Genomic DNA, 20,588 nt, shown 5'->3' with positions numbered 1-20,588 from the left:
CGGTGGACGCATCGCGAGGGGCAGCTCCGGCGGGCCGGGCACGGCTGAGCCCACCGGCCGGGGCCCGCCACGCGGGAGCCCCGGCCGGTCGTGGGTCAGTGCGCGGCGCAGCCGGTCGTCGGCGCGGGCTGCGCGGCTGGGGCGCCGACCGTGGGCAGCCCGAGCAGCACCCCTGGCGTACGCGGGACGCGTCCCGCCTCGGCCGCGTCGCCGGCCCGGGTGCGCCGGTGCGCCAGCAGCTCGCCGTCGGCGTTGAGGTGGTGCGGGGCGGCGTAGGTGACGGTGGTGTGCACGATGTCGCCGGGGCGGATCTGCCCGGCCAGGACACCCGTGCCGCCGTGCCGGCCGTCCGCCCCGGTTGCGCCGGTCGCGAAGTGGACCAGGCGGCCGTCGCGGGCGCGGCCGGACATCCGGCCGGTGCGCTCGTCCTTACGTCCCTCACCGACGGCGACCAGCACCTCTACGGGCTGCCCCACGAGCTTCTTGTTCTCCGCCCAGGTGATCTCCTCCACGCAGGCGATCAGCCGCTCGTAGCGCTCCTGCACGACCTGCTTGGGCAGTTGGCCGTCCATCGTGGCGGCCGGCGTGCCGGGGCGCTTCGAGTACTGGAAGGTGAACGCGGAGGAGAAGCGGGCCTCACGGACCACGTCGAGAGTGCGCTCGAAGTCGGCGTCGGTCTCGCCGGGGAAGCCGACGATGATGTCCGTGGTGATCGCCGCGTCCGGCATCGCCGCCCGGACCTTTTCGATGATGCCGAGGTAGCGGTCGGCCCGGTACGAGCGACGCATGGCCCGCAGCACCTCGTCGGAGCCGGACTGGAGCGGCATGTGCAGCGAGTGGCAGACGTTGGGCGTCTCGGCCATCGCGGCGATCACGTCGTCGGTGAAGTCCTTCGGGTGCGGGCTCGTGAACCGGACCCGCTCCAGCCCCTCGATGTCGCCGCAGGCCCGCAGCAGTTTGCCGAAGGCGAGCCGGTCGCCGAACTCCACGCCGTAGGAGTTGACGTTCTGCCCGAGCAGGGTCACCTCCAGCACACCCTCGTCGACCAGGGCGCGAACCTCGGAGAGGATGTCGCCGGGGCGGCGGTCCTTCTCCTTGCCCCGCAGAGAGGGCACGATGCAGAACGTGCAGGTGTTGTTGCAGCCGACGGAGATCGACACCCAGCCGGCGTACGTGGACTCGCGCCGGGTGGGCAGCGTCGACGGGAAGACGTCGAGGGATTCGAGGATCTCCACCTCGGCCGCCGCGTTGTGCCGGGCCCGCTCCAGCAGCACCGGCAGCGACCCGATGTTGTGCGTACCGAACACCACGTCGACCCAGGGCGCCTTGCGGACGATCTCGCCCCGGTCCTTCTGGGCCAGGCAGCCGCCCACGGCGATCTGCATCTCCGGGTGTCTGGCCTTGACGGGGCGCAGGTGACCGAGGTTGCCGTAGAGCCGGTTGTCGGCGTTCTCCCGGACGGCGCAGGTGTTGAAGACCACCACGTCCGGGTCGTCGTCGGCTTCGGCGGCGCGCACGTAGCCCGCCTGCTCAAGCAGGCCGGAAATGCGCTCGGAGTCGTGCACGTTCATCTGGCAGCCGTAGGTGCGCACCTGATAGGTGCGCGGGCTGCTCGCCGCTGCGGTAGTCATGACCCGGACAGCGTATCCGGGCCCACCGACTGGACCGAACGAGGAGGAGCCGTGTGCCGGAGCATCAAGACCCTACGTGAGCCGTACGTCGCCGAGGTGACCCCAGGCGACGTCGACGCCGCGGCGTTGCAGTACGTCCGCAAGATCTCGGGTTTCCGCAAGCCCGCCGCCCACAACGCCGCGGCCTTCGACGCGGCGGTGGCTGCGGTCGCCGCGGCCACCGCGACCCTGCTCAGCGAGTTGGAGGTACGCGGCAGCCGCTCCGCCGGCCCGGCGACCTGACCCCACCGCCGGTGCCGGGACGGCCGGGCCCTCGAGTTGCCCGGGCCGCCCGTCGGCGGCGGGCAGTCGTCGGTGTACTGGTGCGGGCCGGCCTCAGGCGGCGGCGAGCGCCGGGAGCACCGAGTCCGGCGCCCAGCGCGAGCGGTGGCACTGCGACCAGCCGCGGCAGCGGGGATCCGCCTCGGTGCAGAGGCGCTGGTTCGCGAGCAGTTCGCCGTCGTCGGTCTCCCGGACGTCGAAGTGCACCGGCCGGATCGTGCCGTCCGGCGCGACGAGCAGGTGCCGCCCGGCGTCGAGGGTGTCGTCGCGCAGCAGACAGTTGCGGTCCAGCAGTCGCGCCAACGCGGCGATGCTGCCGTGCTCGGAGAGCCCGTCGGGCACCCCGTAGCAGTCCACGATCGTGGCGAACTCCCCCGGCGCCTGCCAGACGTCGCAGATCACCGCGTACGTCGGCAGGCGGACCGGGTCCGCCGCCGCCAGGGGCATCACCACCCGGCCGAGCGCCTCGGCCAGTGCAGGGTAGACCTCCACCGGCCGCACCTGGTCGATTCTCCAGTTCCACAGCTCGGTCATGCCGCCTCCTCGCTGTGCTCGTCCCACCGGCCTCCGGATCGGGCCTTACTGATGATGGTGGGGTGCATATGACCTCAGCCGGGGGCAAGTTACCGGTCTGTGACCATTCCGGGCAAAATTTCCTCGAGCACCATCGCCCGGAGTAGCGGAAAGATGACAGTTTATCGGCTACGGTGCCCCGCCCAACACACCCCACGCCGACCTACCCACCCCCTCGCCCCTCCCCCTCACCACTCCCCCTCACCACTCCCGCCACCCCTCCCGCCCCCTCCCGCCCACCCCTCCCGCCCAGCCCTCGCGATCTTGCACTTTGCGCCCCGACAAAGCGCGCAAAAACCCCACTACGCGGACCGAAAGTGCAAGATCGCGGGTTTCGGGAGCGCGGAAGCGGGCCGAAGGGCGCGGAGGCGCGCGGGTGGGCGCGGAAGGGCGCGGGCGCGGAGGCGCCGCTGGGGTGGTCTCGGGGTGCTCAGCGCACGATTAGCCGGTGTTCTCCGGGCGGAAGCAGTTCGCCGATGACCGTGGCGCCCGGCAGTTCGCCGGCGACCAGTAGACCGCCCGAGGTCTGCGCGTCGGCCAGCAGCAGCTGCTCGGCCTCGGCGAGCCGGCCGAAGTCGGTCCACGGGGTGACCCACTCCAGGTTGCGCCTACTGCCGCCGCTGACGTGCCCGTCGCGCACCGCCTCCCGGGCGCCGGTCAGGTAGGGCACTTGGGCCGCGTCGATCGCCACCGTCAGCCGGCTCGCCCGGGCCAGCTTGGACGCGTGCCCGAGAAGGCCGAAGCCGGTCACGTCGGTGCCGCAGCGGACGCCGGCCGCCACCGCGGCCCGCGCCGCGTCCCGGTTGAGGGTGGTCATCGCGGCGACCGCCTCGGGGAAGCTCTCCCCGGTGGCCTTGTGCCGGGTGTTGAGCACCCCGACGCCGAGCGGCTTGGTCAGCGACAGCGGCAGGCCGGCCCGGCCCGCGTCCAGGGTGATCAGCTCCTCCGGCCGGACCACCCCGGTGACGGCCAGCCCGTACTTGGGGCCTTCGTCGTCCACGCTGTGCCCGCCGGCGAGGTGGCAGCCGGCGTCGCGGGCCACGTCCTGCCCGCCACGCAGCACCTCCCGGGCCAGTTCCAGCGGCAGCATGTCGCGCGGCCAGCAGAGCAGGTTGAGCGCGACGAGGGGGGTGCCGCCCATGGCGTACACATCGGAGAGGGCGTTGGTCGCGGCGATGCGCCCCCAGTCGTACGCGTCGTCGACGACGGGGGTGAAGAAGTCGGCGGTGGTGACCAGGCCGGTGCGCTCGTCGAGCCGGACCACCGCGGCGTCGTCGCCGTGGTCGAGGCCGACGAGCAGTTCGGCGGCGCCGGTGGCCGGGCCGAGCCCGGCGACCATGGTCTCCAGCTCTCCCGGGGGGATCTTGCACGCGCAGCCGCCGCCCCGCGCGTACCGGGTCAGCCGTACCGGTTCGGTCATCCCCACATGATCTCCCGAGCCGCCCGGATCCCGCCATCGAGGCGGGCCGCGGCGCGGTCAGAAACGGACTCTTGCCCTGATCGGAACTGGTGTTATCGCTCCGTGACCAACTGGGTTGCGTCTCGCCACATCCCCCCGCCTACAGTTGCCCAACCGGGGGTCAACCGACCCCGCGCGACGACAGGGACGGTGAACGACGTGACGACGGGCGAACCGCTCATCGTGCTGGACTCGGTCAACAAGTGGTTCGGGCCGCTGCACGTACTGGACGACGTCTCACTGTCGGTCGGGCGCGGCGAGGTGGTCGTGGTGATCGGCCCGTCGGGCTCCGGCAAGTCGACGCTGTGCCGCACCATCAACCGCCTCGAACCGATCAGCTCCGGCACGATCACCTTCGACGGGCAGCCGCTGCCGGCCGAGGGCAAGGCGCTGGCGAAACTGCGCAGCGAGGTCGGCATGGTGTTCCAGTCGTTCAACCTCTTCGCGCACAAGACGATCCTCGAGAACGTCACCCTCGGGCCGGTCAAGGTCCGCAAGGAGAAGCCGGCGGCGGCGCGGGAGCGCGGGCTGGCCCTGCTGGACCGGGTGGGCATCGCCAACCAGGCCGACAAGTTCCCGGCCCAACTCTCCGGCGGTCAGCAGCAGCGGGTCGCGATCGCCCGGGCGCTGGCCATGCAGCCCAAGGCGATGCTCTTCGACGAGCCGACCAGCGCGCTGGACCCGGAGATGGTCGGCGAGGTGCTGGACGTGATGACGTCCCTGGCCAGCGAGGGCATGACCATGGTCGTGGTGACCCACGAGATGGGCTTCGCCCGGCACGCGGCGAACCGCGTCATCTTCATGGCCGACGGGCAGTTGGTCGAGGACGCGCCGCCGGCCGAGTTCTTCGCCAACCCGCGCAGCGAGCGGGCCAAGGACTTCCTCTCCAAGATCCTCACGCACTAGGCGTCCGTACTGGAGCGCGCCGTCCCCCGGCGGTTCCGTCCAAGAAGGAGATCAACATGCGTATCACGCGCGTAGCGGCGCTCGCGGCGGCCGCAACCCTGGCGCTCGGCTTGACGGCCTGCGGTGGCGACGACGCCGAGGAGGGCACCGGCGCCGGCAGCAAGTCCTTCGCCGCCGGCAGCACGATGGAGCGGCTCAACAAGGCCCAGGCCATCAAGATCGGCACGAAGTTCGACCAGCCCGGCTTCGGCCAGAAGGGCCTGTCCGGCAAGCCGGAGGGCTTCGACGTCGAGGTCGCGAAGATCATCGTCAAGGAGCTCGGCATCCCCGAGGACAAGATCGAGTGGGTCGAGGCCCCCTCGAAGGTCCGCGAGGACGTGATCGTGAACGGCACCGTCGACCTGGTCGCCGCCACCTACACGATCAATGACAAGCGCAAGGAGCGCATCGCGTTCGCCGGGCCGTACTACGAGGCCGGTCAGAACATCATGGTCAAGAAGGACGAGGCCGCGATCACCGGCCCGGACTCGTTCAAGGACGGCGCCAAGAAGGTCTGCTCGGTCACCGGCTCCACCCCGGCCGAGGAGATCAAGAAGCACGTCAAGGACGTCGCGACCCAGCTGGTGCTCTTCGACACCTACGACAAGTGCCGTGACGCCCTCAAGGGTGGCCAGGTCGACGCCGTCACCACGGACAACGTGATCCTGCTCGGCTACATCGCCAAGGACGAGGCGTCGTTCAAGCTGGCCGGCGACAACTTCACCAAGGAGCCGTACGGCCTCGGCGTGAAGAAGGAGGACACCGACTTCCGCAACTTCGTCAACGACACGCTGGAGAAGGCGTTCGCCGACGGCAGCTGGAAGAAGGCCTGGGACGACACCGCCGGCAAGTTCGGTGCCGAGCTGGGCGCCGCGCCGACCGTCAACCGCTACTGAGCTGAATCGTTGATCTGGAGGGTGGGGAGGAAGACCGGCCCGTGAGTGTGCTCATCGACAAGTTCGACGTCTTCGCGGGTGGTTTCTGGCTCACCCTCCAGATCTGCGTACTCGCCGCGATCGGCGCCCTGATCCTGGGTGCCGTCGTGGCGGTGCTACGGATCTCACCGGTGCCGCCGCTGCGGGCGCTCGGCACCGGCTACGTCAACATCTTCCGCAACATGCCGCTGACCGTGGTGATGTTCTTCGCCGCGTTCGGCCTGCCGGCGCTCGGCTCCAACGCGGACTTCCTGCGCATCCCCGGCCTGGACGCGGTGTTCAGCCGGCTCGACACGGATCTGCCGTACTTCCGCTTCGCGCTCATCGCGCTGGTGCTCTACACCGCGGCGTTCGTCTGCGAGGCGCTGCGCTCCGGGGTGAACGCCGTCCCCGCCGGTCAGGCGGAGGCCGCCCGGTCGCTGGGCCTCACCTTCGGCCAAAACCTGCGCTACGTGGTGCTGCCGCAGTCCTGGAAGGCCTCGGTGGTGCCGCTCGGGTCGGTGATCATCGCGATGATCAAGAACTCGGCCCTGGTCGGCTTCTTCGGCGTGGTCGGCGACCTGTCGCAGACCGCCGACCAGCTCACCTCGGCCGAGGGCTACGCCTTCGTACCCGTCGCCATCGGCATCTCGATCGGATACCTGATCATGACCGTCCCCCTCGGCGCACTCCTCGACCGGATCGAGAAGCGGCAGGCGGTGGCCCGATGAGCCAGCAGACCAGTGTCCTCTACGACGTCCCAGGTCCCCGGCAGCGCCGGATCACGCTGATCGGCAGCCTCGTCGCCACCGTCGTGCTGCTGGCCGGCGCGTACTTCCTGGTCTACCGCCCGTTGGACGCCAAGGGCCAGTTCTCGATGGAGCTCTGGGGCCCGCTGATCGACCCCTCCAACGAGAACTTCTCGCTGGTGTGGGACCGGATCGGCCTCGGCCTCAAGAACACGCTGGCCGCCGCCGCTCTGGCGATCGTCTCCTCGCTGGTGATCGGCACCCTGCTCGCGGTGCTACGGATCCAGCTCAAGAGCCTGACCCGGCGCCGGTTCACCGGGCTCGCCACGCCAGTGGCCTACCTGCTGCGCGGGCTGAGCGTGCTGCTCTCGGCGGTCACCCGGGTCTGCGTGGAGGTGTTCCGGGGCCTGCCCGTGGTCATCACGATCTTCTTCGTGGCCCGCGGCTTCCCCGAGTTCGGCGTCTCGTTCGACACGCTGTGGTACCTGGTCATCGGCCTCACCATCTACAACTCGGTGGTGATCGCCGAGATCCTCCGCTCCGGCATGGAGGGACTGCCCGGCGGCCAGGCCGAGGCGGCGTCCGCGATCGGCCTCTCCCCGTCGCAGACCACCCGGATGATCCTGCTGCCGCAGGCGTTCCGGATCATGCTGCCGGCGCTGATCAGCCAGCTCGTCGTGGTGCTCAAGGACACCTCACTGGGCTTCATCATCAGCTACGAGGAGACCCTCAACATCGGCAAGCAGATCATCGGCGTGCTGGACAACCCGATCCAGGTGTACGTGGTGATCGCGGTGATGTTCATCCTGGTGAACTACTCGCTGTCGAAGCTGGCCCAGTACGTCCAGCACCGGCTCTCCCGCGGTCGCAAGACCGCCGGCACCCCGGCCCAGAACCCGCCCCCGGCTGCGCTCACCGCGCAGGCGGAAAGCAGCGGCCAGGGCGTCTGAGCCTGACGCACGACGAAGGGCCGGCCCGACATCGGGCCGGCCCTTCGCGTTGCGTGGTGCCCTGCGCCGCCATCGCCGTCTACCTGCGCGGACGGGTGGCGGGTCATTTCCTCGACCTGCGCGCCACCAGCGGGTACTGCTCGCCGAGCCGCTGGCTTCCGCGGCGACCAGCGGGAAGGCCGGGCCGGGCGTCGGATCCCGGTGAGCTTCACCGAGATGCGACGCGCAGCTCCGTCAGCGGGCGATCTCAGTGACCCGGGACTCGCGGACCACGGTCACCCGGATCTGGCCCGGGTAGGTCAGCTCCTCCTCGATCTGCTTGGCCACGTCCCGGGCCAGCACGGCGGCACCGATGTCGTCGACGTCGTCCGGCTTGACCATCACCCGGATCTCCCGGCCCGCCTGCATGGCGAAGACCTTCTCCACGCCGAGCTTGCCGGCCGCGATCTCCTCGATCCGCTCCAGCCGCTTGACGTACGCCTCCAGGCTCTCCCGCCGGGCCCCCGGCCGGCCGCCCGAACAGGCGTCGGATGCCTGGGTGAGGACGGCCTCGATGGTCTGCGGCGGCACCTCGTTGTGGTGCGCCTCGATGGCGTGCACGACGTCTTCGCTCTCGCCGTACTTGCGGGCCAGGTCGGCGCCGATGATGGCGTGGCTGCCCTCCACCTCGTGGGTGAGCGCCTTGCCGATGTCGTGCAGGAACGCCGAGCGCTTGATGGTCGGCACGTCGAGCCGCAGCTCGGCGGCCATGATGCCGGCGATGTGCGCGGTCTCCACCAGGTGCTTGAGGACGTTCTGCCCGTACGACGTCCGGTAGCGCAGCCGGCCCAGCAGGGTGACCAGCTCCGGGTGGATCTCGGTGATGCCGACCTCGACCAGGGCGTCCTCGGCGGCCCGGTGGCACAGCTCCTCCACCTCGTGCCGGGCCAGGTCGTAGACCTCCTCGATGCGGTGCGGGTGGATCCGCCCGTCCAGGACCAGTTTCTCCAGGGTCAGCCGGCCGACCTCCCGGCGCACCGGGTCGAAGCAGGAGAGCAGCACCGCCTCGGGGGTGTCGTCGATGATCAGGTTGACGCCGGTGACGGACTCGAAGGCGCGGATGTTGCGGCCTTCCCGGCCGATGATCCGCCCCTTCATCTCGTCGCCGGGCAGGTGCAGGACGCTGACCACGCTCTCGGCGGTCTGCTCGCTGGCGACCCGCTGGATGGCGTCGACGACGATGTGCCGGGCCCGCTGCTCGGCGGTGCCGCGGGCGTCGGCCTCGATGTCCCGGACCAGCAGCGCGGCCTCCCGCTTGGCCTGGACCTCGATCGCCTCGATCAGCTCCGCCCGCGCCGCGTCGGCGGTGAGGCCGGCGATCCGCTCCAGCTCGCGACGCCGCCGCTCCTCCGCCTCGCCCAGCTCGACCTCGCGCTGGGCGAGCGCGGCCTCGCGCGCCGACAGTGCGGCGTTGGCGGCGGTGAGCTGCCGCTCGCGTTCGGCGAGCCGCTCCACCTCCTCGGTGTGCAGCCGCTCGCGCTCGTCCATCCGGGCCGTCCGCCGCTCCACCTCGGCGGCCTGCTCCCGGGTGGTGGCGGCGAGCACCGCGACCTCCCGCTCGCCGCTGCGCCGGGCGGTGGCCCGCAACTGCTCCGCGTCGGCCTCGGCCTGCTTGTGGGCCCGATCCAGGACGGTGTCGGCCTCCGCCCGGGCATCGTCGAGCACCCGGCGGGCCTCCGCCCGGGCTGCCTTCGCCTCGGCCTTCGCGGCGGCAGCCTCGGCGCGGGCCGCCGCGGCAGCGGACTTCGCCACGTCGATCGTGCTGTTGGCCTCGTCGGCGGCGTTGCGCAGGGCCGCGAGGGACTGCTCCTGCCGATCCTTCTCGGCGATGAAGGCGGGATCCTCGGGCGCTGGCGCCGCGCCGAACCGCCGCAGCGCCCGTACGCCGAGCAGCACCGCCCCGAGCACGACCACGGTGAGGATCAGGACCACCGCGAGGATCACGACGTCGAACCCGTTCATGCCGGGGCTCCGTGCCGCCCGACGACCACGGGGAACAGCCCGAGTCCCGGCCCGCTCATGTCGGCACCCCGGTGGAACTGCGCCGCCTCGCCATGGCCGCCTCCCCTGCACGTCGGGACCGCAGCGACCGTGCCGATGGGCACGCACCCTGCGGCTGTGGACGCCCGACCGGAGCGACTGGCCGTGGGGTAGCTTCCGTCGGCGGTGCCCACATGGGAGCATCGCCGGCGGCCGGGTGCAGTTGTCGCGCCAGCCTCGGACCGGCCAGTCCGAAGTTGTCGCCGATGACCGATCGTCTCGGCCAAAGTGATGCTGTTCTGTTACGCCATCTATGTTGTGCGCTTAGCCTGCGCTTGGTCGGGCAATGTGAGCCTGTATGGCGAGGCTAGGTCTCCCGGGGCGGTCTGGTCAAGAACTCATGATCAAACCCCCCGAACGGAGAGAAGTTGTCACGTTACCCAACGCTGACAATCGCCTGGACACCGGCGGACAAAACGGCGGCAAATCTGGTCCGGCGGCACGGCGACCCTGCTCAGCCTTGCCATGCGTGCTCCCCCTCCCGGGTGGCGGCCCCTGCTGGCTGTGACGCAACCGTCGACGCCGCCCGACACCGCTCCATGATCGTTTGCTACTGAGCCGGAAGCTCAGGGGATCTGGAGCCGGGCCGTCATCAACGGATCATGAGGACCGGACGCAGGGCGCCGGGGTGGCGCGGCACCGGGCGGCACCGGGTGTGGTGGCGTCGGGCGTGGTGGAGGCGTAGATGGGGTCGGGCGTGGTGGAGGCGTAGATGGGGTCGGGCGTGGTGGAGGCGTGGGTGGCGTTGGGCGTGGGTTCAGCGGGTGCCGACAGCCAGCGCCGCTGTCACCAGTTCAGCGGGCGCCTGCGGCCAGCGCCGCCGTCACCAGTGCGGCGTTGCCGGACGCGGCCGAGCCGTCGGGCAGCGACAGAGTGTCCTCCAGCCCGACACGGCTGTGCAGCCCCCGACGCACCGCCTCGGTCAGCACCGGCCAGGTCGCCAGCCCCTCGGCATGCAGCAGCACGGAAGGGCCACCGGGCACCGGGGGCGGCAGTGCCGAGAGCATGGCGGCGGCGTCGGCCAGCGCCACCGCCGGATCCTCGGCCATGCACTCGATCAGGATCCGCCCGACCGGCACCCGCCAGCGTGCGTACGCCTCGACCGCGTCGACCGTCCAGAGCCCCGCCTCGACCATGACACCCCGCTCGTGCAGCGCCGCTGCCACCGCCTCAGCGCCCGGCTCGTGCGCGTTGACCGAGGCGAAGTCGGGCAGCACCGTCCAGGCCCGTACGGCGGCCACCCGGGCGGCCGGCTCCGGCTCGATCCAGGCCCCGGTGCTCACCCCGGCCGGCAGCCCCGGCTGGGCGGCCCGGATCGAGTCCAGCGCGGCGGCGATCACCGACGGGTGCAGGGACTCCCGGCCGGCGGCGTCCCGGGGGTGCACATGCACCGCGCCGGCACCGAGCCCCGCACAGTGGGCGGCGTCGGCCGCCAACTCGGCCGGGGTGACCGGCAACGCCGGATGCTCGTCGCGCCCGCGGGCCCCGTTGAGACACGCCTTCAGCATGGAAGGTCCTCGCCCAGGTCGGCGAGGCGAACGACGTCGCCCACCTGTTGATCCTCTCTGCGCCGCCAGAGTCGGCGAGCCCCGTCACGCACCGGCCGGGTCAGCCGAGGGAGCGGCTGTCCCGGTCGAGCTCGCCCTCGGCGTCGGCGAGCGCGTCGGCGTCGATCTGCTCGGCGAACTCGGCCGCCTCGGCGCTCTGCGCGGCGAGCGCGTCCTTCACCGCCCGGATCGCCACGCCCGGCGGGTAGCCCTTGCGGGCCAGCATGGCCACCAGCCGCCGGAAGACCGCGTCCGGCTCGCCCCGGGCGGTACGCAGCTTCCGCTCGACCAGGGCGCGGGCGGTATCGGCCTCGGTCTCCTCGTCCAGCTCGCCGAGCGCCTCGCTCGCGACCTCGCCGTCCACCCCGCGCTGGCGCAGCTCGTTGGCGAGGGCCCGACGGGCCAGGCCCCGGCCCGAGTGCCGGCTGGCCACCCAGGCTCGGGCGAACGCGGCGTCGTCGATGATGCCGACCTCGTCGTAGCGGTCGAGCACCTGTGCCGAGACCTCGTCGGAGATGCCCCGCTTCGCCAGCGCGCCGGCCAGCTCGGCCCGGGTGCGGGGCCGCACGGATAGTTGACGCAGGCAGATCTCCCGCGCTGCCTCCGCCTCGTCGCGCGGTGGGGCCGGGGGTGCCTCGGGGTCGGTTTCCTCCGCCCGGCCGCGCCGGGCCCGGCGGGGTCGGGGCGTGCTGTCGTCACCCGCGCGGGCGGGGCTGGCATCCCAGCCCCGCCCCGTGCGGGCGCGTCGTCCTGCCACGGGTCAGGGGCCGGTCAGAAGTCGACCGGCGGCAGCTCCGGGCCACCGGCGGCATCGCCCGCGCCGACCCCGACGCCGAGCTTCTCCAGGATCTTCTTCTCGATCTCGGCGGCGACGTCCGGGTTCTCCCGGAGGAACTCGCGGGCCTTCTCCTTGCCCTGGCCCAGCTGGTCACCGTCGTAGGTGTACCAGGCGCCGGACTTGCGGATGATCGCCTGCTCGACGCCGACGTCGATCAGCGAGCCCTCGCGGGAGATGCCCTTGCCGTACATGATGTCGAACTCGGCCTGCTTGAACGGCGCGGCGACCTTGTTCTTCACGACCTTGACCCGGGTGCGGTTACCGACCACGTCGGTGCCGTCCTTGAGGCTCTCGATGCGGCGCACGTCGAGCCGGACCGAGGCGTAGAACTTCAGCGCCCGACCACCCGTGGTGGTCTCGGGGCTGCCGAACATCACGCCGATCTTCTCGCGGAGCTGGTTGATGAAGATCGCCGTGGTGCCGGTGTTGTTGAGCACACCGGTGATCTTCCGCAGCGCCTGGCTCATCAGCCGGGCCTGGAGGCCGACGTGGCTGTCGCCCATCTCGCCCTCGATCTCGGCACGCGGCACCAGGGCCGCCACCGAGTCGATCACGATGATGTCGATCGCGCCGGAGCGGACCAGCATGTCCGTGATCTCCAGCGCCTGCTCGCCGGTGTCCGGCTGGGAGACCAGCAGGGCGTCGGTGTCGACGCCGAGAGCCTTGGCGTAGTCCGGGTCGAGCGCGTGCTCGGCGTCGACGAAGGCGGCGATGCCGCCGGCCCGCTGGGCGTTGGCCACCGCGTGCAGGGCGACCGTCGTCTTACCGCTGGACTCCGGACCGTAGATCTCGACGACCCGCCCCCGGGGCAGACCGCCCACGCCGAGCGCCACGTCGAGCGCGATCGAGCCCGTCGGGATCACCGAGGTCTGGATGACCGGCCGCTCCCCCAGCCGCATCACCGAGCCCTTGCCGAACTGCTTGTCGATCTGAGCGAGAGCAAGGTCGAGTGCCTTCTCCCGGTCGGGCCCTGCGGCCATGTTTGCCACCCCTGCCTTCGCCGGCGTCTTTCCTGAGCTTCGCGTCACGCGGACACGCTAGGCGCTGGGTCCGACAGAAAACCAGCCGACCGGCCGTGAGCTGTGGACAAGCACCCCGCTGTGGACAATAGCCGAACAGGTGTACGAGGCGGCAAGCGACACGCGGGAGCCGCGAAACGGCTGCTCAGCGTAGTCGCGCGGGCACCCGGTCGGGATATGCGGCGCAGACCGCGCGCCACACGACGTGGGCCTGCTCACCCGACGCCAGGGCCTGCTCGATGGTCCGCCCACCGAGCTGCGAGAGCACCTGGTCGCGGGCGATGCTGCCCGCGTAGCCGGGGCCGAACGCCTCCTCCAGCCGGGACCAGAAGTCGGTCAGCCGCACGTGATCAGTCCTCCTCGTCCGGTGCGCCCATCGGCACCGGCCGCAACGCTAGCGTCACCAGGGGCACCACCGCGACCGCCGCGAACAGGGTGAGCACCGGATAGCCGGCCGCCTCCACGACAAACCCGCTGACCGCCCCGGCGGCGGCACCGGCCAACCCCATGGTCAGGTCGGAGAGACCCTGGACGCTCGGCCGGATCCCCACCGGCACCGACTCCGACAGCAACGTCGAGCCCGCGACCATGGTCCCCGACCAGCCCAGGCCGAGCAGGAACAACCCGACCGAGAGCCGGGCCGTGTGGTGCCCGGCCGTGCCGGCTACCGCGCACGCCGCGAGCAGCAGCCCGACGCCGCCGAGGATCACCGCCCGGCGGCCGACCCGGTCGGTGAGCCAACCCGCCACCGGGGCGAGGGCGTACATGCCGGCGATGTGCAGGCTCAGCACGAGACCGACCACCCGCAGCACGTCGGCGTCGTCGTGCCACTCGTGCAGGCGCACCGGGGTCATCACCATCACCGCGACCATGACCAGGTGGCCGACCGCCACCGCGACCATGCCGAGTCGCGCGGCCGGCCGCGCGCGTACCACCGACCAGGCGGCCCGCATGCCCGCACCGCGCCGGGCGGTCGACACCGGCGCGACGACGGGGATCGCCGGGGTGCCGACCGGGCCGGCGGCCCCCGGGACACCGGCCGGGCTGGCCGCCGCCGGGACACCGGCAGGGCTGGCAGCCGCCGCCAACCGGCGCGCCGTGAGCAGCGGGTCCGGCCGCAGCAGCGCCAGGATCACCCCGGCGGCCAGCACGAGCGCGACGGCGCTGAACGCGAACGGACCGGCCAACGTCGGCAGCCCCCAGCCGCTGGTGACGCGGTCGGCGAACGACGCGAAGTTCGGTGCGGCGACCGCGCCGATGGTGGTGGCCCAGACGATCAGCGAGAGCTGGCGGCCCCGGCGCGCCGGGGCCGCCAGGTCCACCGCGGCGTAGCGGGCCTGGAGGTTGGCCGCGCTGCCGCCACCGAACAGGAGCATGCCGAGGAAGAGCAGCGGAACCCACCGGGTGACCGCCGCGAGGACCACCAGCGCGCCGCCGGCCGCGCCGGTCAGGTACGCCACGACCAGGCCGGGCCGCCGACCGTGGCCGGTCATGATCCGGGTGACCGGCACGGCGAGCAGCGCCCCGCCGACCACGGCGGCGCTACTGACCAGACCCGCCACGGCGGTACCGGCGATGTCGGAGGCGAGCAGCGCCCCGACGGCGACGCCGATGGTCACCCCGATCCCGCCGATGATCTGGGTGACGAAGAGCAGCCGCAGGGTACGCCGCTGGATCGGCGCGACGTCGGGCGCGGCGAGCGGCGCGGCGAGGCCGGTGGCCATGGCGGCTCCTTCTGGGTAAGGGGCGAAGTGCGGTCCCATCCTTGCGCACCCACCCCGCCGCCCGGCGGCCGGTTCGCTACAGGCCGAGGCCGCGGCCGATGATCTCCTTCATGATCTCGGTGGTGCCGCCGTAGATCGTCTGCACCCGCCCGTCCAGCCAGGCCTTCGCCACGGGGTACTCCAGCATGTAGCCGTAACCGCCGTGCAGCTGCACGCAGCGGTCGGCGACCCTGTTCTGCAGCTCGGTGGTCCACCACTTCGCCTTGGCCGCGTCGGTGACCGAGAGCCGGCCGGCGCCGTACTCCGCGACGCAGTGGTTGACGAAGGTGCGGGCGATGGTGACCTCGGTGTCCAGCTCGGCCAGCAGGAAGCGGTTGTGCTGGAAGGCGCCGATCGGCCGGCCGAACGCCTCCCGGGAGCGGGCGTAGTCGAGGGTGACGGCGAGCAGCCGCTCGGCGGCGGCCACCGCCGAGACCGCGATGCTGAGCCGCTCCCGGGGCAGGTTCGCCATCAGGTGGTAGAAGCCGTGGTTCTCGGTGCCGATCAGGTTCTCCGCCGGCACCCGGCAGCCGTCGAAGAACAGCTCGGCGGTGTCGTTGGCCCTGAGGCCCACCTTGGCCAGCCGCCGCCCCCGGGTGAAGCCGGGGGTGCCGCTCTCCACCGCGATCAGGCTCACCCCGTGCGCGCCCCGCTCCGGCGCGGTACGCACCACTACGACCACCAGGTCGGCCATCTCCCCGTTGGTGATGAAGGTCTTCTGCCCGTCGAGCACCCAGCTGTCGCCGTCACGGACCGCGCCGGTGCGGATTCCGGCCAGGTCGGAGCCGGCGCCGGGCTCGCTCATCGCGATCGCGGTGACCAGGTCGCCGGAGCAGAATCCGGGCAGCCAGCGCTTGCGCTGCTCGTCCGTGGTCAGCTCGGTCAGGTACGGCGCCACCACGTCGTTGTGCAGGCCGAAGCCGAGCCCGGTGCAGCCGGCGCCGACGATCTCCTCGTCCAGCACGGCGTTGAACCGGAAGTCCCGCTGCCCGCCGCCGCCGTACTGCGTGTCGACGTCCATGCCCAGCAGGCCGGCGGCACCGGCCCGGCGCCACACCTCACGGTCGACGATCCCGTCGGCTTCCCAGCGCTCGTGGTGGGGCACCGCCTCCCGGGTCAGGAACTCGCGGCACAGCTCGCGGAAGTCCTCGTGGTCGCGCTCGTAGAGATGCTGCTCCATGGCGGCAAGTGTGGCATCGCTCACCCGCCCCGCCCAGGGCCGACGAGCCGGGGCCGACCGTCAGCGGGCGAGGGCGCGGGCTGCCACGGTGAGGTCGGCGACCAGCCCCTCGTACGCCTTGTCCTGGTCGTCCGCGCGCAGCACGGCGGACGGATGGATGGTGGCCAGCAGCCGCGTCGGCGGCGCGTCGGTGACGGCGCCCGCCGCGTCCACCGGCACCCGCCGGAAGTCCTCCGGGTGTTGGGCCGACTCCGGCCAGGCCAGCAGCTCGCCCCGCTGCCGGGTGACCCGGAACGTCGGGCCGAGCAGGGCCTTGGCGGCGGTGGCGCCGAGCACCACCACGACCTCCGGGCGCAGCTGGGCGAACTCGGCCACCAGCCAGGGCCGGCAGGCGGTGATGTGCACCCGGTCCGGGGTCTGGTGGATGCGCCGCCTGCCGCGCTGCTCGAAGCGGAAGTGCTTGACCGCGTTGGTGAGGTAGATGTGGCCGGGGTCGAGCCTCGCGTCGTCCACCGCCCTGCGCAGCAAGCGGCCGGCGGGGCCGACGAACGGCAGGCCCTTCTGGTCCTCCATGTCGCCGGGCTGCTCGCCGACGAAGACCACCCGCGCGCCGGCGTCGCCACGGCCGAAGACCGTCTGCGACGCGTCCCGGTAGAGCTCGCAGCCCCGGCAGCCGGTGGCTGCGGCGCGCAGCTCGTCGAGGCTGTCCGCGTCGGGCGGGATGAATCGCTGGGCGCCTGGTGCGCTCTCGGTCTGCTCGGCCATGGCGACTGTTATATACCCCTTCGGGGGCGATACGGATACGGCGTCACCGCCGTACCGCCGCGACTCCGGAGGGTCCCGTCAGTACCCGCCACCACCGCCGCCCCCGCCGCCGGATGCCAGCGCGATCACCACGATCACGAGCACGACCACCGCCACTGCGACGGTGATCCAGACGCCCTTCTTCGAGCCCGACGAAGCCATGGCCGCTCACCTCCGGGCCTGCGCTTACCCGTCCGGCAACCGGTCACGCCCGCTCCGGCCGCTCCGCCGCAGCACCGGGTCCATGCACGTTGCGGAGTCGCCGACCCGCGCCGGCCTCACCCGGCGCCACGGCCGGCCGCGGCGGTGGTGCGGGTCAGGCGGTGAGACCCGATGACACGGCGGGTCGGACGGCCCGGGCCACGGCATCGGCGAACGGTGCGACGTCGCTGTCGTCCAACGAGCTGACGGTGATCCGCAGTCCCGGCGGGCCGGCGATCCGGTAGAGCCCGCCGGGCGCGACGGCCCAGCCGGCGTCACGCAGCGCGGTGAGCACGCTCGTCTCGTCGTCGACCGGCAGCCAAACGTTGATGCCGCTGCGCCCGTGGGCGACCAGGCCGTGGCCGGCGAGCGCGCCGATCAGCGCCGTGCGCCGCCGCTCGTAGCTGTCGGCGGCCCGGTCCACCAGCCCGGTCACGGCGGGGTCGCGCCAGAGCGCCAGGACCAGGCGTTGCAGCACGGTGGAGACCCAGCCGGCGCCGACCCGGGCCCGGCCGGCCACCCGGGCCACCGTGGTCTCGTCGCCCACCAGCACGGCCAGCCGCAGGTCCGGGCCGAACGGCTTGCTCACCGAGCGGACGAAGGCCCACGTCGGGGTCGCCCCCGCGAGCGGATGCAGCGGTACGCGGGCCAGTTCGGCGGCGTGGTCGTCCTCGATCAGCAGCAGGTCGGGCCGGCCGGCGAGCAGGGTGCGCAGCGCGGCGGCCCGCTCGGCGGAGACCGCCGCGCCGGTGGGGTTCTGGGCCCGACTCGTCACGATCAGCGCCCGCGCACCGGCGGCGAGCGCGGCGGCGACCCCGCCTGCGAGCGGACCGTCGTCGTCGACCGGCACGCCGATCGGCCGCAGCCCGAGCGCGGCGACCAGGTCGAGCAGGTTGGCCCAGCCCGGGTCCTCGACCGCGACCGCGTCCCCGGGACGCAGGTGTGCGCCGAGGAGCCGCTCGATGCCGTCCAGCGCGCCACCGGTGACGGTCAGCTCCGCCGCCGGCACGCCGTCGGCGGCCAGCCGCTCGCGAGCCGCCTCGGCCAACTCGGGCAGCACCCCGACCGTGGGGTAGCCGGCCGGCGGCCCCGCGGCGATGGCGAGGCCGGCCAGGTGCTCCCCGAGCGGTGGCAACAGCCGCACGTCCGGCTCGCCCCGGGAAAGATCGCGCAGGCCGGGGGAGGTCGGCGGGCGCAGCGCGGAGCGGCGGGCCGCCACCGGCGGCCGGGGCCGGACCCGGGTGCCGTGCCGGCCGGCGGTGACCACCAGGCCCCGCTGGCGCAACTCCTGGTAGGCCCGGGCCACGGTGGCCGGGCTCACCGCGAGCCGGGCGGCGAGCTCGCGCACCGGCGGCAGCGCGTCGCCAGGGGCGAGGGCGGCGGAGCGGATGCCCGATTCGATGCTGGCCGAAATCTCGGCGGCCGTCGCACCGGCGACCTGATAGCGTGCTGACACAAATCAGGGATTGTACTAGAACAAAGGTCGAGCCATGTACGCACCCACCGACCGGACCACCGCCAGCCGCTCCCGGGACCGGATGAGCTACGACGAAACCGTCGCGCACGCGGTCCTCGACGAAGCGTACGACTGTGCGCTCGCGTTCACCGTCGACGGTGAACCCCGGGTGCTGCCGACCCTGCACGTCCGCGTCGACGACACCCTCTACCTGCACGGCTCCACCGGCAGCCGGCCACTGCTCGCCGCCCGGGGCGACGGGCTGCCCGTCTGCGTCGCCGTCACCCTCCTCGACGGCCTCGTCTACGCCCGCTCACAGTTCCACCACAGCGCCAACTACCGCTCGGTGGTCGTGCACGGCACCGCGCAACTGGTCACCGACGAACGGGAGAAGGCCCGGGCGATGACCGCCCTGGTGGAGAAGGCCGCCCCGGGTCGCAGCACCGACAGCCGCCCCCCGTCACGCCGGGAAATGGCCGAGACCGCCGTACTGGCCCTGCCGTTGCGCGAGGTGTCGGTCCGCACCCGCACCGGCGGCGTACGCGAGGAGGAGAGCGACCTCGCCCTGCCGCACTGGGCCGGGGTGGTGCCGCTGCGGCTGACCGCCGGGCTGCCCGAACCCGACGCCGGGGTGAGCGTGCCGGTGCCGGCGTACCTGCGCCCGGAAACCTCGCCGTGGCTCGACCCGGCGGTGCTACGCGGGGAGCACGTGGTGCTGGAACCGCTCGACCTGGCGCACGCCGACGAGCTGCACACGGCCACCGAGGATCCGGAGGTCTGGCGGCACCTGGGCAGCCCGGCACCGACCGACCGGGCCGAGATGCGAGCCGTGATCGGCGCGGCGCTGGCCGCGTACGACCGGGGCGAACGGGTGCCGTGGGTGCAGCGCTGCGCGGTGACCGGCGCCGTGGTCGGCACGACCTCCTTCTACGAGGTGGACCCTCAGCGCCGGGCGGTGGCGATCGGCTACACCTTCCTCGGCCGGCCCTGGTGGCGTACCGGGATCAACACGGAGGCGAAGCTGCTGCTGCTCACCCGCGCCTTCGAGGAGCTGGACGCGGTGCGGGTGGTCTGGCACACCGACATCCGCAACGAGCGCTCCCAGCGGGCGATCGAGCGCCTCGGCGCGTCCCGCGAGGGGGTGCTGCGCAGGCACAAGCAGCGCCCGGACGGCTCGTGGCGGGACACCGCGCAGTATTCGATGACCGTCGACGAGTGGCCGAACGCACAGGTCACCCTCCGAGAAAGGCTTCGCCGGGCGGCACCCGTGGCCTCATGATGACGGGCGTGCTGGGCATCACCGACATCTGGACCTACGTGCTGGGCACCGTGGCGATCGTTCTGCTGCCCGGGCCCAACTCCCTCTTCGTGCTCTCCACCGCCGCGCAGCGAGGCGTGACGGCCGGCTACCGGGCGGCCGGCGGGGTCTTCGTCGGCGACGGGGTGCTGATGATCCTCTCCGCCGCCGGCGTGGCGTCACTGGTCCAGGCGTACCCGCCGCTCTTCCTCGTGATCAAGTACGCCGGCGCCGCGTACCTCGGATATGTGGGGTTGACGATGCTGCGCGGCGCGTGGCGGCGCTGGCGGACGCGCAACGACCCGGACACCCCGCGGCTCATCGACGCCGCGGAGCCGGCGGCGATGCGCAGCCCGTTCCGCAAGGCGCTGGTGATCAGCCTGCTCAACCCGAAGGCGATCCTCTTCTTCGTCTCGTTCTTCATCCAGTTCGTGGACCCGGGCTACGCCTGGCCGGCGCTGTCCTTCCTGCTGCTCGGGCTGATCGCCCAGGTCACCAGCGCGCTCTACCTGACCGCGCTGATCTTCACGGGAACGTTCCTGGCGGCCCAGTTCCGTCGACGCCACCGCCTGGCGGCCGGCGCCACCACCAGCGTCGCCGCGCTCTTCCTAGGCTTCAGCCTCAAACTGGCCACAGCCACCGCCTAACCCCTCTCCCCTCCCCCGCCGGGCGCTCCACGCCCGACGCCCCGCACCCCGCGCTCCACGCCCGGGGTCCACGCCCCACGCCCCGCACCCTGCGCCCCGCGCCCTGCGCCCTGCGCCCCGCACCCTGCGCCCCGCGCCCCGCGCCCCGCGCCCCCGCGATCTTGCACTTTCCGCCCTCAACGTGGGAGGAAAGTCAGATTTGTCGGGGCAGGAAG

The 20,588-nt window shown here is 72.5% G+C and carries 20 protein-coding genes; 7 read left to right on the top strand and 13 right to left on the bottom strand.

The window, feature by feature from the left end:
* Positions 1-95 precede the first annotated feature (95 nt).
* Entirely contained in the window at positions 96-1,631 is a 1,536-nt protein-coding gene (miaB, locus tag AB0D32_RS10095; protein WP_357087218.1) for a tRNA (N6-isopentenyl adenosine(37)-C2)-methylthiotransferase MiaB, read from the bottom strand.
* 51 nt (positions 1,632-1,682) lie between these two features.
* Here miaB and AB0D32_RS10090 point away from each other — a divergent pair, with 51 nt between their 5' ends.
* Entirely contained in the window at positions 1,683-1,913 is a 231-nt protein-coding gene (locus tag AB0D32_RS10090) for a DUF2277 family protein (protein WP_357087215.1), read from the top strand.
* Between the two features lie 93 nt (positions 1,914-2,006).
* Here AB0D32_RS10090 and AB0D32_RS10085 read toward each other — a convergent pair whose 3' ends face one another.
* Positions 2,007-2,486: a hypothetical protein gene (locus AB0D32_RS10085; protein WP_357087213.1), complete on the bottom strand. Its 480-nt coding sequence runs from the start codon at positions 2,484-2,486 to the stop codon at positions 2,007-2,009.
* A 469-nt stretch (positions 2,487-2,955) separates the two neighbouring features.
* Complete coding sequence (gene selD, locus AB0D32_RS10080; protein ID WP_357087210.1) at positions 2,956-3,945, bottom strand: selenide, water dikinase SelD; 990 nt, start codon at positions 3,943-3,945, stop codon at positions 2,956-2,958.
* A gap of 189 nt (positions 3,946-4,134) precedes the next feature.
* Here selD and AB0D32_RS10075 point away from each other — a divergent pair, with 189 nt between their 5' ends.
* From AB0D32_RS10075 to AB0D32_RS10060, 4 genes are read left to right on the top strand one after another with little or no spacing between them, the layout of a single operon-like run.
* Complete coding sequence (locus AB0D32_RS10075; protein WP_357087207.1) at positions 4,135-4,890, top strand: amino acid ABC transporter ATP-binding protein; 756 nt, start codon at positions 4,135-4,137, stop codon at positions 4,888-4,890.
* A 56-nt stretch (positions 4,891-4,946) separates the two neighbouring features.
* Positions 4,947-5,825, top strand: coding sequence for a glutamate ABC transporter substrate-binding protein (locus AB0D32_RS10070; RefSeq protein ID WP_357087203.1), 879 nt, complete (start codon positions 4,947-4,949; stop codon positions 5,823-5,825).
* A 41-nt stretch (positions 5,826-5,866) separates the two neighbouring features.
* Complete coding sequence (locus AB0D32_RS10065; protein WP_357087200.1) at positions 5,867-6,574, top strand: amino acid ABC transporter permease; 708 nt, start codon at positions 5,867-5,869, stop codon at positions 6,572-6,574.
* A complete protein-coding gene (locus AB0D32_RS10060; protein ID WP_357087197.1) occupies positions 6,571-7,542 on the top strand; it encodes an amino acid ABC transporter permease in 972 nt (323 codons plus the stop codon). Before AB0D32_RS10065 ends, AB0D32_RS10060 begins: the two co-directional genes overlap by 4 nt.
* 234 nt (positions 7,543-7,776) lie before the next feature.
* Here AB0D32_RS10060 and rny read toward each other — a convergent pair whose 3' ends face one another.
* From rny to AB0D32_RS10010, 10 genes are all read right to left on the bottom strand, one after another.
* Positions 7,777-9,543, bottom strand: coding sequence for a ribonuclease Y (rny, locus tag AB0D32_RS10055; protein WP_357087194.1), 1,767 nt, complete (start codon positions 9,541-9,543; stop codon positions 7,777-7,779).
* A gap of 872 nt (positions 9,544-10,415) precedes the next feature.
* A complete protein-coding gene (locus tag AB0D32_RS10050) occupies positions 10,416-11,129 on the bottom strand; it encodes a 3-keto-5-aminohexanoate cleavage protein (RefSeq protein ID WP_357087192.1) in 714 nt (237 codons plus the stop codon).
* Positions 11,130-11,229: 100 nt separating this feature from the next.
* Positions 11,230-11,925 carry a regulatory protein RecX gene (locus AB0D32_RS10045; RefSeq protein ID WP_357087190.1) on the bottom strand — a complete coding sequence of 232 codons (696 nt, stop codon included), beginning with the start codon at positions 11,923-11,925 and terminating at the stop codon, positions 11,230-11,232.
* Between the two features lie 14 nt (positions 11,926-11,939).
* Positions 11,940-12,986 carry a recombinase RecA gene (gene recA / locus AB0D32_RS10040; protein ID WP_357087187.1) on the bottom strand — a complete coding sequence of 349 codons (1,047 nt, stop codon included), beginning with the start codon at positions 12,984-12,986 and terminating at the stop codon, positions 11,940-11,942.
* Between the two features lie 184 nt (positions 12,987-13,170).
* Positions 13,171-13,371, bottom strand: a complete 201-nt coding sequence (locus AB0D32_RS10035; protein ID WP_357087184.1) for a DUF3046 domain-containing protein — start codon at positions 13,369-13,371, stop codon at positions 13,171-13,173.
* 4 nt (positions 13,372-13,375) lie between these two features.
* Positions 13,376-14,749: an MFS transporter gene (locus AB0D32_RS10030; RefSeq protein ID WP_357087181.1), complete on the bottom strand. Its 1,374-nt coding sequence runs from the start codon at positions 14,747-14,749 to the stop codon at positions 13,376-13,378.
* Between the two features lie 76 nt (positions 14,750-14,825).
* Entirely contained in the window at positions 14,826-15,968 is a 1,143-nt protein-coding gene (locus AB0D32_RS10025; protein WP_357087179.1) for an acyl-CoA dehydrogenase family protein, read from the bottom strand.
* Positions 15,969-16,028: 60 nt separating this feature from the next.
* Entirely contained in the window at positions 16,029-16,733 is a 705-nt protein-coding gene (locus tag AB0D32_RS10020; protein WP_357087177.1) for a UdgX family uracil-DNA binding protein, read from the bottom strand.
* A gap of 78 nt (positions 16,734-16,811) precedes the next feature.
* The gene (locus AB0D32_RS10015; protein WP_357087172.1) at positions 16,812-16,934 is read right to left on the bottom strand and encodes a hypothetical protein; all 123 of its coding nucleotides are present in this window, start codon (positions 16,932-16,934) and stop codon (positions 16,812-16,814) included.
* A 154-nt stretch (positions 16,935-17,088) separates the two neighbouring features.
* Positions 17,089-18,429 (bottom strand): aminotransferase class I/II-fold pyridoxal phosphate-dependent enzyme, encoded by a 1,341-nt coding sequence (locus tag AB0D32_RS10010; RefSeq protein ID WP_357087169.1) that lies wholly within the window; start codon positions 18,427-18,429, stop codon positions 17,089-17,091.
* A gap of 34 nt (positions 18,430-18,463) precedes the next feature.
* Between AB0D32_RS10010 and AB0D32_RS10005 the strand changes: the two genes are divergently transcribed.
* Together AB0D32_RS10005 and leuE are read left to right on the top strand one after the other, a co-directional pair.
* Positions 18,464-19,708: a bifunctional pyridoxamine 5'-phosphate oxidase family protein/GNAT family N-acetyltransferase gene (locus AB0D32_RS10005; protein ID WP_357087167.1), complete on the top strand. Its 1,245-nt coding sequence runs from the start codon at positions 18,464-18,466 to the stop codon at positions 19,706-19,708.
* Positions 19,705-20,373, top strand: coding sequence for a leucine efflux protein LeuE (gene leuE / locus AB0D32_RS10000; protein WP_357087165.1), 669 nt, complete (start codon positions 19,705-19,707; stop codon positions 20,371-20,373). Before AB0D32_RS10005 ends, leuE begins: the two co-directional genes overlap by 4 nt.
* Positions 20,374-20,588 lie beyond the last annotated feature (215 nt).

Origin of the sequence: Micromonospora sp. NPDC048170 (assembly GCF_040652795.1) — a bacterium.
Lineage (GTDB): Bacteria > Actinomycetota > Actinomycetes > Mycobacteriales > Micromonosporaceae > Micromonospora.
Note: the sequence above shows the minus strand (reverse complement) of the source record. Positions and strands in the feature narration are given on the sequence as shown.